Genomic DNA, 14,894 nt, shown 5'->3' with positions numbered 1-14,894 from the left:
CCCTATACCAACTGGGACCAGCCGAATCGTACCGTCACCATTCAGTATTTGCTCTCGACGCAGCACCCCTATGGGGTCGTGCTGATGCGCTCGCAGATCCGCATCAACGCCTGAAATTGGAGTCGTGAACGTTACTATAAGATAATGTCGCGATTAAGGCAGGAAGACCAAACTGCAGTGCCAGGAGTGAAACAAATGACGATTCGGTTGAGGCCCATGATGGACTGTGCGCTTTTTTTGTTTATCGGGGTTGTGTTGGCCCCGGTGACAGGTGTTCTCGCACAGGGTGCCGGGCAACAGACCGGGCAACGTGGAGCTGCGCCGGCGCAGCGGGGCGGCCCGATTGGACCGATTCCGGGCGCTCGCGGCACTGTGATGCGATTACCTCCAGGAGCATTGCCTCCCGGCACTCCTCACCCCGCCGCTTTGCCGGTCGATCTCTTTACCACAAAGAATTTTTATAAAGACAAGGACCTGTGGTCGGACCCGCGCTATTTCCGCTGCAACGCGCCGGAGATGCTTGCGGAGATCTGGGCCGACGGACGCATGGGCGATAATCCGCCAGCCACTGCCGGCTGGGCCGATTGTTCCAGGGATTATCCCGTGGAAAAAATCAAGAGCCCCTATCCTTATAAAAGCGCGAAAGAGCACTATGAGGCTCTGATGGCGGAGGCCGTGAAGGCAGGCGGCCCGACAAAGCACACGAAGCAGACGGTTCCCGATTGGGACGGTTTCTACCGCCGGAACGATCAGCTTGACGCCCCGAACCAGTGGCTTTGGGGGCACAACAACCAGATGAGCACCATACTTTCGCTGCTTACTCCGGAATACCAGAAACGCATGGTTCAAGGAGCCTTTCACGAGGCCGTGACGAACGCGCCGCAGTGGAATGCCTCATTCTGTTATCCGGAAGGCCTTTTACGGTACTACACCCAATATGCCGTGCAGCAGCCGATCGAAGTGATGACGACTCCCTACCAAGTCCAGTTTCTCGGCGGCATCGCCGACAACTTCCTGCGCCGGGTTCTGATCGGGCGACAGCACGTGCAGCAGGTCCCCCAGTGGTATGGAGAGACGATTGGATTCTGGAGGGGCGATACGTTGATCTCCTGGACCGCCAATGTTCAGGGATGGACGATCACTCACGCGATGTTCGAATACAGCGATAAGTTGGAGACGATTGAGATTGTCAGCCCCACTCGCGACGACAAAGGAAACTTCGCCGGTCTTACCGTGGAAACGGTGTTCTACGATCCGGAAGCCTTCGCCGCGCCGTTACGGTCGACCACGCATTGGACCCGCATCTCAGGTCTCGACAGCCCGGCACTTCGCCATACCTATGTGGAATGCCTGTCGAATATCGTCAACGTCGACGGCAGACCGACGCAAATCGCACCGAACAACGATCGCTATGTCGACTACTATGGCCGGCCCTGGGCAAAGAACTGGGAGAAATACTTCGAAGCCGGATGGGACAAACCCGATGACGATATTCCCGCGGCGATACTTGATATCTTCGACGACAAACCAAAGAAATAATACGAGGCATAGAAGGTCTTATTGCACCATTGCAACATTAGAAGTTGCTGCATTTCAATTTAGAACTGCAAAAACTTCCAATGTTGCAATGGTGCAATAAAGTCCTGCCCTATTTCTGGCAGACCGGACAGTAGAACGTGGAGCGGCCGGCCTGGACGATGCGTTTAATCACGCCGGTGCAGTTCAGCGTTTTGCATTTTTTACCCTCGCGATCGTAGACCGCGAAGGTCTTCTGGAAATAGCCGAGTTCCCCGTCGACCCGTTTGTGATCGCGCAACGAGGAACCGCCGGCTTTGACCGCCTCACGCAAGACCGACTGGATGGCTGGGGCCAGCAAATCCATTTGGGCGGGTTTGACCCGCCGGGCCAGTTTCCTCGGAGAGATGTGGGCCCGCCACAGCGACTCGCATACATAGATATTGCCGAGGCCGGCAATGACGCGCTGATCGAGCAGCGCGGACTTGATCGGCGTCTTCTTCCCTTTGAGCGCACCTTTCAAATATGCCGCGGTGAATTCCGCCGAAAGCGGTTCGCCGCCGAGTCCTTTGAATAAAGGATGGGCGTCGAGCTTCTGCGTCTCGATCAGCGTCATCAAGCCGAAGCGGCGATGATCGGTGAACACGATGCGGGCGGACGCATCCGTCTCGAACACCACGTGATCATGCTTGCCCTGCCCGGCGGCGGCCGGCGCGATCTCGTAGTAGAACCGGCCAGGTCTCTGCTCGCTGCCGGTCGCGTACACCGCCATGCGGCCGCTCATGCCAAGATGGACGACCAGGGTTTCGCCGTTATCGAGATCCGCCAGAATGTATTTCGCCCGCCGCCGCAGGTGCAACACACGGCGGCCGGTCAGGCGGCGCGCAAACCCGGAGGGAAACGGCGCGCGGAGATCGGCCCGCCGCGTTTCGACATGCGTAAAACGGTGTCCTTCGAGCACCGGCTGCAAACCCAGCCGGACCGTTTCAACTTCAGGTAATTCAGGCATTCCACAAAGAGATTAGCCACAAAGGGCACAAAAAGCATAGCGCGGCTATGCCGCCCAACCAGGCGTTTTTAGCCGCAGATGACGCGGATGACGCAGATGGGGCGCCTCCAAAGTTCGTTTTTGCGCCCCATCTGCGTCATCCGCGTCATCTGCGGCTAAAAACCTTGTCAAAAAAACTAAAACCTACGACCTTGTTACACTCTTTGTTATGGGCGAAAACATCCGTTTCCTGGACCGAATCAAGTTGGCCTGGCGGGTTCTTATTCATGGCAGCTATGCGAGCGATGTTGTCGAGGGGCTGAGCGAGCTTCAGGCAAAACGGGCAAAGGCAGCGATGCCGCCGGAACGCGCACATGCTTCCGCGCTGGTTCTGCTTTCGGCGCTGCAGCGGGAGGGCCGTTTTATCGATTTCATCCGTCAGGACGTCACAGGCTTCTCGGATGAAGACATTGGAGCGGCCGGGCGGATCGTGCATGCGGGCTGCCGGAAAGTGCTCGATCAGTTTTTCAAGTTTCAGCCGGCGTCCAGTGGCTCGGAGGGGCAGGCGCTGACAGTCCCAGCCGGTTTCGACGCACAACGGATTCGCCTTACCGGGAATGTGACGGGGCAGCCGCCGTTTCGAGGCACATTAAAGCACCACGGATGGGTCGTCACCGACATCCATGTGCCGGAAATCTCCGAGGCTCTCGACCCGCGCGTGGCCGCGCCCGCCGAAGTGGAACTCGCATGAACAGCGTCATCGGCATCGATCTCGGCACCACAAACTGCGCCGTCGCGCGGCGCGAGATTGCCGCGGCATCGACAGGAGCGGGCGTCACGATTCCCCAGCTTACTTCGCCCGGCACGCTGGAAGAGCGCGCGCTGCTTCCATCCTTCTTATATCTGCCTCAGGCTGACGAATTTGCCGAAGGAACGCTGGCCCTGCCGTGGCAGCCGGACAGTGAAGTCATCGCCGGCGAATTTGCCCGGGCGCATGGTATGAAAGTTCCAACGCGGCTGGTGGTGTCGGCCAAAAGCTGGCTGTCTCACTCGGGTGTGGATCGATCGGCGAAGATTCTCCCATGGGGAGCACCGGCCGACGTCGACAAGGTATCGCCGGTGGATGCGTCGGCCCGGTACCTGCGGCACATTGCGGGCGCACTGCGGCACGCGAACATCGACTACAGTGAAGTGATCCTGACCGTTCCCGCCAGCTTCGATGCGGCCGCGCGGGAGTTGACGATCGAAGCGGCGCGCGCGGCGCAACTCGAAAACGTAACGCTGCTCGAGGAACCGCAAGCGGCGTTGTATGCCTGGCTGGAAAAATCCGGCGACAGTTTCCGCAAACAGGTGGAACTTGGAGATGTGATCCTGGTTGTCGACGTCGGCGGAGGCACCACCGATCTTTCGCTGATCCGCGTCACCGAGGAAGGCGGCGATCTTCAGCTGACCCGCATGGCCGTCGGGGACCACATTCTGCTGGGCGGCGACAATATGGACCTGACGCTCGCGCACAATCTTGCGCGGGACCGCAAGCTCGACGCCTGGCAGTTCACCTCTTTGACCTACGGTTGCAGGCAGGCCAAAGAGCTGCTGTTCGCGGATCCGAAACTCGCAAAGGCGCCGATCTCCGTCGTCAGCCGCGGATCTGCGCTCGTCGGTGGAACTTTGAAATTCGAACTGACGCGCCAGGACCTCGCGCGCATCCTGGTCGACGGTTTCATGCCGCAGGTTCCGGTATCAGAAACGCCGCAGTCGGCCCGCCGCACGGGTTTGACTCAGGTCGCCTTGCCGTACGCGCAGGATCCTGCCATTACACGGCATCTCGCGGCGTTCCTCACACGCCAGTCCCGGATTGCCGAGGGGCGATCGTTTGTCCATCCCACAGCCATCCTGTTCAACGGAGGCGTTTTCAAAGCGGACGTCCTGAAAGCCCGGGTCATCGAGGTCGTCAACCAATGGCTGGCGGCCGACGGGGGCTCCGCCGTCAAAGAACTCGAAAGCGCAGGCCTCGACCTTGCCGTCGCGCGGGGCGCCGCTTATTACGGCTGGGTCCGCCATGGCCACGGAATCCGGATTCGGGGCGGAACGGCTCGCGCTTATTACGTGGGCGTCGAAGCCGCGATGCCCGCGGTCCCCGGCTTCGAACCGCCCGTTCGCGCGGTATGTGTAGCGCCGTTCGGAATGGAAGAAGGCACGCAGGCCGACATCCCACCGCAGGAATTTGCGCTGGTAGTCGGTGAACCCACAGTGTTCCGATTCTTCGCGTCATCCGTGCGGCGGGACGATCGCGTGGGCGACACGGTTGAAGACGCGGCGCGCAGCGACGAACTCGAAGAGGTGGCTCCGATCGAAACCTCTTTAAAAGGTGAATCCGGCCGATTGGTTCCGGTCAACCTGCAAGCGGCCGTCACGGAAGTCGGCACGCTCGAGCTGCGCTGTCTCGAAAAGGGCGGATCCGGCCACTGGAATCTCGAACTGAACGTACGAACCGGTGAACGGGATGTCGCGTGAATATCTTGTCGGCATCGATCTGGGCACTTCGAACTGTGCAGTAGCGTTTGTCGATCCTTCCGGCGGTGCGAATGCGCCGGTCGCCGATTTTCCGATCACACAGGTGCGTCACGCTGGGGATGCCGGTCCCAGTCCCCTTCTTCCTTCCGCGATCTATATAAAAGGAGAACATGAGCTGCCGCCGGAAGCCATCGCGCTACCCTGGGATCCCGCTCCACGCGACCTCGCCGGCGAGTTTGCCCGTGAGCAGGGAGCACGCGTCCCCGGCCGTCTCGTGATCTCCGCCAAAAGCTGGCTCTCTCACTCCGCGGTCGATCGTACCGCCGCTATTCTGCCGTGGGGAGCGCCGCCGGATGTTGCAAAGATCTCTCCCGTCGATGCTTCTGCCCGCCTGCTGCGGCACATCCTGCAGAGCTGGGATTCCGCGCATCCCGAAAGTCCGATCGCGAAGCAGGAGGTGGTGATCACGGTTCCGGCATCCTTTGATGAAATTGCCAGGGCACTGACCGTCAACGCCGCGCGCGAGGCCGGTTTCGACAAATTCACCCTGGTCGAAGAACCGCAGGCGGCCTTCTACGATTTCATCGCGAACCACCGGAATGACCTCGATACGCAGCTGGAAGGCGTCAAGCTCGTGCTGGTGGTCGATATCGGCGGCGGCACGTCGGATTTCACTCTCGTGGAGACGGGCGCCGCGCATACCTTGCGGCGAATCGCCGTCGGCGATCACCTGATGCTGGGCGGCGACAACATGGATGCCGCGATCGCCAGACGGGCCGAAGAAAAGATGAAAGCGGAAGGCAAGCTCAGGCCCTCTCAATGGAGCCAGCTCGTCCAGGTCAGCCGGCTTGCAAAGGAATCGCTGCTCGGCGAGCGGCCGCCGCAAAATTATCATCTCTCGGTCGTCAGCGAGGGGAGCCGCATGGTGGGCGGATCGCTTTCCACCCAGCTCGACGCGGAAGAAATTGCGCAGATCGTCCTGGACGGATTTTTTCCGCATTGCAGCGTCGATGATATGCCGCGCCGCGCAACGCGCATGGCATTGCAGGAATTCGGCCTGCCCTATGCGCAGGATCCGGCGATCACACGCCAGATCGCGGCATTCCTCCGGACGCACGGGCAGGCGGGACCTCCCGATGCGATTCTTCTGAATGGTGGCGTGTTCAACTCCGCTCGAATCGCGGCACGGCTCGTTGAAGTCGTCTCGTCGTGGTATTCCTCGATCGAGCGTATTCGAGTGCTCCAGCATGATTCCCTGGAATTGGCGGTTGCCCGCGGCGCGGCATACTACGCTCTCGTTCGCCGCGGAATGGGACGCAGGATCGGCGGCGGCACGGCGCACGCCTTCTATGTCGGGCTGGAAAGCAAACGCGAGCCGAAAGCGCTTTGCGTCATTCCGCGCGGCCAGGAAGAGGGCCGCATTGCCGAAATCAGCGATCGCACGTTCAACCTGACCCTCGGACGTCCCGTGCAATTTCCGCTGTTCACATCGACTTCCGACCGGATCGCCGCTTCGGGCGATATCGTCACGATCGAAGACGACCTGCACCCGCTGCCGCCGATTCATACGCTGCTCAAAAGCAGCGAAAACAAAACCGGGACGGTTCCGGTGCATCTTCGCGCCGTTCTGACCGAGATCGGCACGTTGCAACTATGGTGCGTCTCGGGCGTGACCGGCGAACAATGGCGGCTCGAATTCGAACTGCGCGGATCTTCCGCATCGCCTGGTGAAACGATCATCGAATCCATGCCGCCGCGTTTTTCCGAAGCACGCACTTCGATCGAACAGATATTCGGCGGACAACCGACGCCGGGCACGCCCATCACCACGGATATCAAACGGCTATGGCGCGGACTGGAACAAACGCTTGGCCCGCGCGAACAGTGGCGCGCGCCGGTCCTGCGGGAACTGTGGACAGCGCTGTTCGCCGGGGCGAAAAGGCGCCGCAAATCGCCCGATCACGAGCGGATATGGTTTCAGCTCGTGGGATACACGCTACGGCCGGGGTTCGGTTATCCGCTGGATGACTGGCGAGCGGAACAGACCGCCACGCTTTCGCCAGGTATACAGGCGCACAACGATAAACGTGTATGGACGGAATTCTGGATCATGTGGCGGCGGATCGCCGGGGGCCTGACCGATACTCGGCAGCAGGAAATCTGGAACTATCTCCGGCCTCACCTCCAGCGCCGGCTCGGCTCCCCGTCCGTAAAGAATATCCCGAAGCTCAAGGGCGTTCAGCCGGAAAGTCTGGATGAAATGGTTCGGCTGGCCGTTTCGCTGGAACACCTCAGTCCGGAAGATAAAGCGGAACTCGGAGACTGGATCGCGCCGCATGCCATGACACACGGCCCCTGGGCTTGGGCTCTCGGCCGCGTCGGCGCCCGCGTTCCGATGTACGGCAGCGCTCATCGGGCAGTCGATCCGGAAAAGGCTGCCTCCTGGCTCGATGTTCTTCTGCAGGCGCATTCCCAGAATGTGGAAGGTGCCCTGTTCGCAATCACGCAGATCGCGCGGCTCACTGGAGACCGCTCACGCGATCTGGATGAACCGTTACGCGACCGCGCCCTGGAAATTCTGAAAAGAGCGGGAGCGCCGCAATCGTGGCAACAGCTGCTCCTGCATGCGGTGCAAATGGAGGAGGCGGACAAAGCCCGGGCCTTCGGCGACACGCTTCCGGTGGGACTGGCGGCATAAAGCCGGGGAAGGAACACAAGAAGCACAAGAGGCACAAGAAAAAGCCGCGTTTTTCTTGTGCCTCTTGTGCTTCTTGTGTTCCTCCCCTTCAAAGTCGAAAATGTGACTGTGACTGAGAACCGCGCGACCCGCCGTAAGGTCCTTCCTTTTATTGCACTTTTCTTTATTGCAGGAATCGCCGTCCTGATCTGGCGGCTGTTCTTCGCGATGCCGGCCCTGCCTCCCAACGTGATCGCTTTGAGCGGACGCATCGAGGGCGACGACTCTGCGGTCGCTCCCAAAACGACTGGCCGCATTCTCGAAGTCCGTTTCCGCGAGGGCGACACGGTTGCCGGAGGAGACGTGATCGCCGTCCTCGACGACGAACAGATCCGCGCCCGGGAAGAGGCCGCGCGCGCCGCGCTTACCGAAGCGCAAGCCAAGGCGAAGGCGGCGCGTGATCAAATCAGCGTCTTTCAGGAACAGGAAAAGCAGAGCCAGCTTCAAACATCCCAGTCGAAGATGGACGCTCAGGGCCGCGTGCACCAGGCGGAAGCCGAACTGGCGGCATCCCAGGCGGAACTGGCGCAACAGGAGGCGGCCTATCAGATCGCGATGTTCGACAAGGAGGCCTACACCCGTCTGGCGAAGTCCGGAGCCGTCTCCGAACGCCAGGGCCTGCAGGCAAACGTCACTGCCGACCAGCAGGCCGCAACCGTCGCGGCGGCGAAACGGCGCGTGGAATCGTCACAAGGCGCCCTGACATCCGCTCAGGCGAACCTCACCAATCCCGACATTCACGAAGCTCAAACGCTGACCGTCCGGCGGCAAATCGCGCAGCAGGAATCGGAAATCGCCAGCGCAGCCGCGCAGACCGCGCAGGCCGAAGCGCAGCTTGCCGAGGCCAAGGCCAACCGGCAAGACCTGACTGTACGTGCTCCCTTTGCCGGCGTCATCGTCGTGCGCTCGGCCGAGCCCGGTGAAGTTGTGACGGCCGGAACGGCGATCGTTTCCATGGTGGATCTCTCGAAAGTCTATCTCCGCGGATTCATCTCCGAAGGTCAGATCGGCAACGTCAAACTCGGGCAACCCGCGCGTGTCTATCTGGATTCCAATCCAAAGCAGCCCATCGACGCCTATGTTTCCCGTATTGATCCGCAAGCCACGTTTACTCCCGAGAACACATATTTCCGTGAAGACCGGGTCAAACAGGTGGTCGGCGTGAAACTGCAGTTGAAAAGCGGGACAGGCTACGCGAAACCCGGCATGCCCGCCGACGGCGAAGTTCTCACGCAAGGGGAAAGCTGGCCCACAACAAAAACACCGGAATGACGGTCGAAAGCAAACCCGCCGATGCGGCGGCGATCCGGGTACAGGACCTTCGCAAATCCTACGGGACGCTCGAAGCCGTAAACCGGATCGCGTTCGAAGTCAGCAAAGGCGAAATTTTCGGGCTCATCGGCCCGGATGGCGCCGGAAAGACATCCACATTTCAGATCCTCGCCGGAGTCATGGAGGCGACCTCCGGTGTCGCCGATGTTTTCGGGCGTCCTGCCCGCGAAATGAGATCCCAGACCGGATACCTGACACAGTCGTTCAGCCTCTATCCCGATCTGAGCGTTTCGGAAAATATCCGGTACATCGGTGACCTGCGGCAGGTACCGCCTGCGGAAATCGCCAGACGAGGCCAGGAATATCTGCGCATGTTCGACATGGATCGCTTCGCCGCCCGTCTCGCCGGCCGCTTGAGCGGCGGGATGAAGCAGAAGCTTGCCCTGGCTTGCGCTCTGGTGCCGCAGCCTCAGGTGCTGCTGCTGGACGAACCGACGACCGGTGTCGATCCCGTATCGCGGCGTGAGTTCTGGGACACACTCGCGCATCTGGCGGCAAACGGTCTCACGATCCTCGTCGCAACGCCATATCTGGACGAAGCCGAACGCTGCCATCGCATCGGCCTGATCTTTCAGGGCCGCATTCAACAGATCGGCACGCCCCGCGAGTTGCGTGCCAGCCTGGGCTCCAAACGGCTGGAATTAAGAACGCCCGATCTCGGCAAAGCCGAGGCTGTCCTGTCTCCGATTGCCGGTCCGGATAGAACGATCATCGACGTCCAGCGCTTCGGGGATCGCCTCGATCTGCTGTCCCCGAATCCCGAGGCCGCGGAAAAGGAAATCGAGAGCAGGCTCCGCGAAGCGGGGATCACCAAAGATGAAATCCACACCGCGGAGCCCACGCTCGAAAATACATTCGTCGCAAAACTCCGCGCACTGGGACAGGAGCCCCACGCATTTCCCTTCCCTGCCAGGCGCGACTTCCGCGAACTTCGCAACCAGATCGCGATCGGCGCCACCAGCCTCACACGGCAGTTCGGAGCGTTTACGGCCGTTCATAACGTCAACCTCCAAATCCGCTACGGTGAGGTATTCGGGCTGTTGGGCGCGAACGGAGCCGGAAAAACAACCACGATCAAAATGTTGTGCGGACTGCTCGAACCGACACAGGGCTCGGTTGAACTGGCCGGAGAAACGGGGAATCTCCGTTCCGAGCGCGTCCGGCAACGCATCGGCTACATGTCGCAGAAGTTTTCTCTATATGACGACATGTCGGTGCGCGAAAACCTGGAATTTTTCGGGGGAGTCTACGGCGTCCCTGAAAAGGAACGCGACGAAAAGATCCGCTGGGTTCTTTCCTTCTCCGGGCTGGAAGGCAAAGAGGAACAAATGACCGGCAGCCTGCCGGGCGGCTGGAAACAGCGCGTCGCTTTCGGGGCCGCCATCATGCACGAACCCGGCGTGCTTTTTCTCGACGAGCCGACGTCCGGCGTCGATCCGCTCGCCCGCCGCGCATTCTGGAGAATGATCAACCGGCTGTCCGACAGCGGTACAGCCATCCTTGTGACGACACATTATCTGGAAGAAGCCGAACAATGTAATCGTATCGGCATGATGGTGGCCGGAGAACTGGTCGCGGAGGGCACTCCCACGGCGGTGCGCCAGCAGCAGAAAGGACATCTGCTCGAATTTGTCACGGACAAGCCGCAGCGCGCGGCGGACCTGCTGAAAACCGGAAAGGAACGATGGCGGGTGTCGCTTTTCGGCGACCGTCTTCACCTCATCACGGAAGGCGACGCCGGAGAAGCCATCGCCGAAACGTCCAGAACGCTCGAAGCCGCGGGTGTCCATGTTCTGAGCGCGATTGAAGGACGCTTCTCACTGGAAGACGTATTCATCGCTATTGTGGAAAAGGCTCGGGAGCAAGGCAAGATCGGCAGCGAGGACTGAGGAAGCACATTTATGAGAAGAATCCTGGCGCAGGCCCGAAAAGAACTGATTCAGATCGCGCGCGACTGGCGCACGCTGGGTCTGGCTCTGGCTCTTCCGCTCGTACTGCTGCTGCTGATGAGTACCGCCATTTCGTTTACCGTGAACGATCTTCCGCTGGTGGTGCAGGACTATGACAACTCGCCGTCATCGCGCGCCTTCATAGACGCGTTCCAGGCCTCAAATACATTTCGCATCGTCACCTGGCCGGTAGTGTCTCACGCCGAGGATCCTCTGATCGCGAACGCCGCCCGGGCGGTGCTGATCATACCGTTGCACTTCGGAAGGGATATGGATCGCGGCGTCGAAACTCCGGTGCAGCTGATCGTCGATGCATCGGACGCGAACACGGCCAAGATCGTGTCCGGTTACGCGGCGCGCATTACGGCCGCATACAACCAGCAGCTCTCGGGAGGCAGCGGCCAGGGCCCGGTGCTTTCTGCGATCCGTCTCTGGTACAACCCCGGGCTCTCATCCAAGAAGTTTTACGGACCAGGCGTTTTCGTGCTCGGTCTCTCGATGTTTCCACCGTTGCTCGCGGCGCTCGCCATGGCGAAGGAAGGTGAACAGAAGACGATTCTCCAGGTGTACGTGTCGAACGTTTCCGCGCACGAATTTCTGCTCGGAAAGATCCTGGCCTTTGTCGTCGTCGCCCTCGCCGAATGTGTGCTGATGTTGATATTGCTGTTCACCTACTTCGGCCTGACATTTGTGGGTGATCCGACACCCTTCCTGGTGTCGACGGTGCTGTATGCATTTTGCGTCGCAGCGTTCGGAACCATGGTGGGCGCCACGATCCCGAATCAGGCGGCCGCGATGCAGGCGGTCGCGCTCGGCGGATTCCTTCTGGTTTTCCTGCTTTCGGGCCTGATCTTCCCGATTGACAACATACCGCCTTCGATACGGTGGCTGTCGAATATCGTCTGGGGCCGGTATTACATCGAAGTTGTGCGCGACGCCCTGCTTCAAGGCGGCGGCTGGCCGGCGGTCTGGCTCAACGTCTGGATCATCGGCGGAATCGGAATGATCTTCTACCTCATCGGGTGGAAAAACATGCGCCGTATGCAACTCCGCGCGTAAGGAAGGTTATGAAAAAGTTCTTCGACCGCATATTCAACTACCGCGTCCGGGCGCTCATCCGGAAGGAGTTCAACCAGATCCGCCGGGACCGGCGCCTTGCCATCTCCCTGATCCTGCCGCCGGTCGTACAACTGACACTGTTCGGGTTCGCATTGAGCGCAAACGTTACCAACCTCCGCATGGGGATAGTTGATGAAAGTCACACGCCGGAAAGCCGCGAACTGGTCGCCAACCTGACGGAGAGCAAAAGCTTTCGTTTGTCGGGCTACTACTTCTCCGCCGATCAACTCGGCCAGGCGATCAGCGAAGGAAGAGTCGAGACCGGAGTGGTAATCCCATACGACTACGCGCGGGACTTGAGCCGCGGCCGCACGACGACCGTTCAAGTGTTGTTGAACGCGATGAACACCAACACGGCAACCATCGGCCAGGGTTATGCCGAGGGCGTGATTCAAAGTTATAACGCGACGCTGCGCAGCCAGGGAGTCGAGACGATTGTCCGCCCGGTTTCCGCGGCGAACGGCGGCCATCACGGCCGCATATCTCTTCAACCGGCCTTTCTCTACAATCCCGGCCTGGTGGATTCCTGGTTTACGGTGACCGGCGTCTTCGGCTTGCTGCTGATTCTGAACAGTTCGATCGTGTCGTCGGCGTCGATGGTCAAAGAGCGGGAAGCCGGTACGATCGAACAATTACTGATGTCGCCTGCAACGACCACGGAAATCATCATTGCCAAGATGAGCCCGCTGTTCGTGCTCCTGTCATTGATGATGGCTGCCGCACTTGTGGTCCTCAAAATCGTTTTCGATGTTCCCTTTCAAGGCAGCGTTCTCTACCTCCTGGCCGGCGGCGCGCTTTGTATCCTTTCCGGCATCAGCATGGGAACGGTGATCGCGACATTCAGCAAGTCCGCCATGCAGGCAATGCTGACCAGTTTCTTCGTTAATCCGCCGCTTTCCTCGCTTTCCGGCGCACTGAATCCCATCGAGGCGATGCCGGCATGGCTTCAACCGTTGACGGTTCTCAACCCTGTACATCATTTCGCCGCCATCGTGCGGGCCAGCATGATGAAGGGAAGCGGCATAACGAGCCTCTGGCCCAATTTCCTGGGGCTTGGCATTTTCACTTTCGTTCTGGTGTCGCTCAGCGTCTGGCGATTCCGGAAGCAGCTCAGTTAAAGGACACAACGTATGAGAAGAGGCATAGAGGCGGCCGCGGCAGTTTGCCTGGCGGCGTTCGGTTTCATCAACATTGCTTTCGGACAGCTCGGCGGCGGATCGTCGGCTCCGGCGGCGCAGCCGGCGATTTCCATTCCAATTTCCGGACGCTCCAACCAGAACGGAAGCGTCACGACGAGCCAGGCGCCGATGACCGGAACGACGACAACGGTCAACACCATCACGCCGACAGTACAGGTGCAGGGACCTTACTCGGGTAGCACGCCTGGCGTTGCAGCGAAACCATTTTCAGGCAGACTCGGGCTCCGGGAAGCGGTCGACCGCGGGCTCGCGTTCAACCTTGGGGAAATCGAGATGGCACAGGCCGTCCGTCAGACCGAAGGCCAGGCCCGGTCTGCGCGCAGCAATCTGCTGCCGAATGTGAACGGCTCGCTGGGTGAGACAGTCCAGCAGTCCGACCTTAAAGCTTTCGGTTTGCGCCTCAATTCTCCGATTCCTGGATTTAACATTCCGGCGGTTGTCGGGCCGTTCAATTACTTCGATCTCCGGGCCCGGCTGACTCAGACCGTCGTCGACATCACGGCGAAAAGCAACTATCGCGCGGCCGAAGAAATCCATCGCGCGGGATTGTTGTCCGCCGCCGATGCGCGGCAACTGATCGTCCTCGGCGTGGGCGGAGCATATCTTCAGGTCATCGCTGCGAAAGCCCGCATCGACTCGGTTCGCGTGCAATTGGAAACGGCCAGGGCCCTGTATCAGCAAACGCAGGAGAAGCGGAATGCGGGCGTGTCCGCGCAGCTTGATGTGGACCGGAGCGAGGTCGAAACGCTCACCCAGCAGCAGCGGCTGCTTTCCCTGCAGAACGACCTGGCTAAACAGAAAATCAATCTCGCGCGTATGACCGGTTTGCCGCCCACCGATCAATACGACGTCACCGACGATATCCCTTACGCCAGCGCGCCGGCGCTGACTGTCGATGACGCGCTGAAAGAGTCTTTCGAGAACCGCTCCGACTTGAAGGCCGCCGGCGCGCAGGTCCGCGCCGGCGAGCGCGCATTGTCGGCGGCGCGGGCGGAGCAACTGCCATCGCTTTCCCTGAGCGGCGATTACGGAGTTATAGGACTCAATCCGGCGCAGTCACACGGAACATTCACCGCGGCCGCAAGCCTGCGCTTTCCGATATGGCAAGGTGGACGGGCCGGAGGAGACATCGAACAGGCCAGAGCGGCGCTGGCCCAGCGCCAGGCGGAATTGCAGGACCTTCAGAACCAGATCGAAGCCGACCTCCGGAAAACCTATCTCGATCTGGAAACCGCAACCAGCCAGGTCGAGGTTGCGAGGAGGAATCAACAGGTGGCAGCGGAGGCGCTTGATCTCACGCGGCAACGGTTCGAAGCGGGAGTGACGGATAACGTTGAAGTCATCCAATCGCAGGAAAACGTGGCCGGCGCCCAACTGGACTACATCAACAGCGTATTCGCGCACAACCTGGCGAAGTTGACCCTGGCCCGCTCGATCGGACGCGCCGCGGAGGCGTTGCCGGATTTTTTGAAATTGCCGTGAGGCAGGCAACTTGACAAGGTTTTTAGCCGCAGATGACGCGGATGACGCAGATGAAGCGC

The 14,894-nt window shown here is 60.2% G+C and carries 10 protein-coding genes; 9 read left to right on the top strand and 1 reads right to left on the bottom strand.

The genetic code is table 11. The annotated features are described in order from the left end of the window. Window positions 1-195: 195 nt before the first annotated feature. A complete protein-coding gene (locus VGK48_19825) occupies window positions 196-1,539 on the top strand; it encodes a hypothetical protein (protein HEY2383430.1) in 1,344 nt (447 codons plus the stop codon). Window positions 1,540-1,648: 109 nt separating this feature from the next. Here VGK48_19825 and mutM read toward each other — a convergent pair whose 3' ends face one another. Continuing rightward, window positions 1,649-2,524, bottom strand: a complete 876-nt coding sequence (mutM, locus tag VGK48_19820) for a bifunctional DNA-formamidopyrimidine glycosylase/DNA-(apurinic or apyrimidinic site) lyase (GenBank protein ID HEY2383429.1) — start codon at window positions 2,522-2,524, stop codon at window positions 1,649-1,651. Between the two features lie 208 nt (window positions 2,525-2,732). Here mutM and VGK48_19815 point away from each other — a divergent pair, with 208 nt between their 5' ends. From VGK48_19815 to VGK48_19780, 8 genes are all read left to right on the top strand, one after another. Next, a complete protein-coding gene (locus VGK48_19815; GenBank protein ID HEY2383428.1) occupies window positions 2,733-3,254 on the top strand; it encodes a DUF2760 domain-containing protein in 522 nt (173 codons plus the stop codon). Further along, window positions 3,251-5,017 (top strand): Hsp70 family protein, encoded by a 1,767-nt coding sequence (locus tag VGK48_19810; protein HEY2383427.1) that lies wholly within the window; start codon window positions 3,251-3,253, stop codon window positions 5,015-5,017. Before VGK48_19815 ends, VGK48_19810 begins: the two co-directional genes overlap by 4 nt. Next, on the top strand, window positions 5,007-7,715 hold the full coding sequence (locus VGK48_19805) for an Hsp70 family protein (protein ID HEY2383426.1): 2,709 nt from the start codon (window positions 5,007-5,009) through the stop codon (window positions 7,713-7,715). Before VGK48_19810 ends, VGK48_19805 begins: the two co-directional genes overlap by 11 nt. Before the next feature lie 108 nt (window positions 7,716-7,823). Then, complete coding sequence (locus VGK48_19800; GenBank protein HEY2383425.1) at window positions 7,824-9,026, top strand: HlyD family efflux transporter periplasmic adaptor subunit; 1,203 nt, start codon at window positions 7,824-7,826, stop codon at window positions 9,024-9,026. Then, complete coding sequence (locus VGK48_19795) at window positions 9,023-10,975, top strand: ATP-binding cassette domain-containing protein (GenBank protein ID HEY2383424.1); 1,953 nt, start codon at window positions 9,023-9,025, stop codon at window positions 10,973-10,975. The genes VGK48_19800 and VGK48_19795 overlap by 4 nt, the downstream gene beginning before the upstream one ends. Before the next feature lie 12 nt (window positions 10,976-10,987). After that, on the top strand, window positions 10,988-12,094 hold the full coding sequence (locus VGK48_19790; GenBank protein HEY2383423.1) for an ABC transporter permease: 1,107 nt from the start codon (window positions 10,988-10,990) through the stop codon (window positions 12,092-12,094). Between the two features lie 8 nt (window positions 12,095-12,102). Beyond that, window positions 12,103-13,272, top strand: a complete 1,170-nt coding sequence (locus VGK48_19785) for an ABC transporter permease (GenBank protein HEY2383422.1) — start codon at window positions 12,103-12,105, stop codon at window positions 13,270-13,272. A 12-nt stretch (window positions 13,273-13,284) separates the two neighbouring features. Further along, window positions 13,285-14,835, top strand: a complete 1,551-nt coding sequence (locus tag VGK48_19780; GenBank protein HEY2383421.1) for a TolC family protein — start codon at window positions 13,285-13,287, stop codon at window positions 14,833-14,835. Window positions 14,836-14,894 lie beyond the last annotated feature (59 nt).

Source organism: Terriglobia bacterium, assembly GCA_036496425.1.
Lineage (GTDB): Bacteria > Acidobacteriota > Terriglobia > 20CM-2-55-15 > 20CM-2-55-15 > 20CM-2-55-15.
Note: the sequence above shows the minus strand (reverse complement) of the source record. Positions and strands in the feature narration are given on the sequence as shown.

Excerpts from the sequence above, each read along its gene's own strand:
- VGK48_19825 (HEY2383430.1), top strand. The coding sequence starts at position 196 with ATGACGATTCGGTTGAGGCCCATGATGGACTGTGCGCTTTTTTTGTTT.
- mutM (HEY2383429.1), bottom strand. The coding sequence starts at position 2,524 with ATGCCTGAATTACCTGAAGTTGAAACGGTCCGGCTGGGTTTGCAGCCG.
- VGK48_19815 (HEY2383428.1), top strand. The coding sequence starts at position 2,733 with ATGGGCGAAAACATCCGTTTCCTGGACCGAATCAAGTTGGCCTGGCGG.
- VGK48_19810 (HEY2383427.1), top strand. The coding sequence starts at position 3,251 with ATGAACAGCGTCATCGGCATCGATCTCGGCACCACAAACTGCGCCGTC.
- VGK48_19805 (HEY2383426.1), top strand. The coding sequence starts at position 5,007 with ATGTCGCGTGAATATCTTGTCGGCATCGATCTGGGCACTTCGAACTGT.
- VGK48_19795 (HEY2383424.1), top strand. The coding sequence starts at position 9,023 with ATGACGGTCGAAAGCAAACCCGCCGATGCGGCGGCGATCCGGGTACAG.
- VGK48_19790 (HEY2383423.1), top strand. The coding sequence starts at position 10,988 with ATGAGAAGAATCCTGGCGCAGGCCCGAAAAGAACTGATTCAGATCGCG.
- VGK48_19785 (HEY2383422.1), top strand. The coding sequence starts at position 12,103 with ATGAAAAAGTTCTTCGACCGCATATTCAACTACCGCGTCCGGGCGCTC.
- VGK48_19780 (HEY2383421.1), top strand. The coding sequence starts at position 13,285 with ATGAGAAGAGGCATAGAGGCGGCCGCGGCAGTTTGCCTGGCGGCGTTC.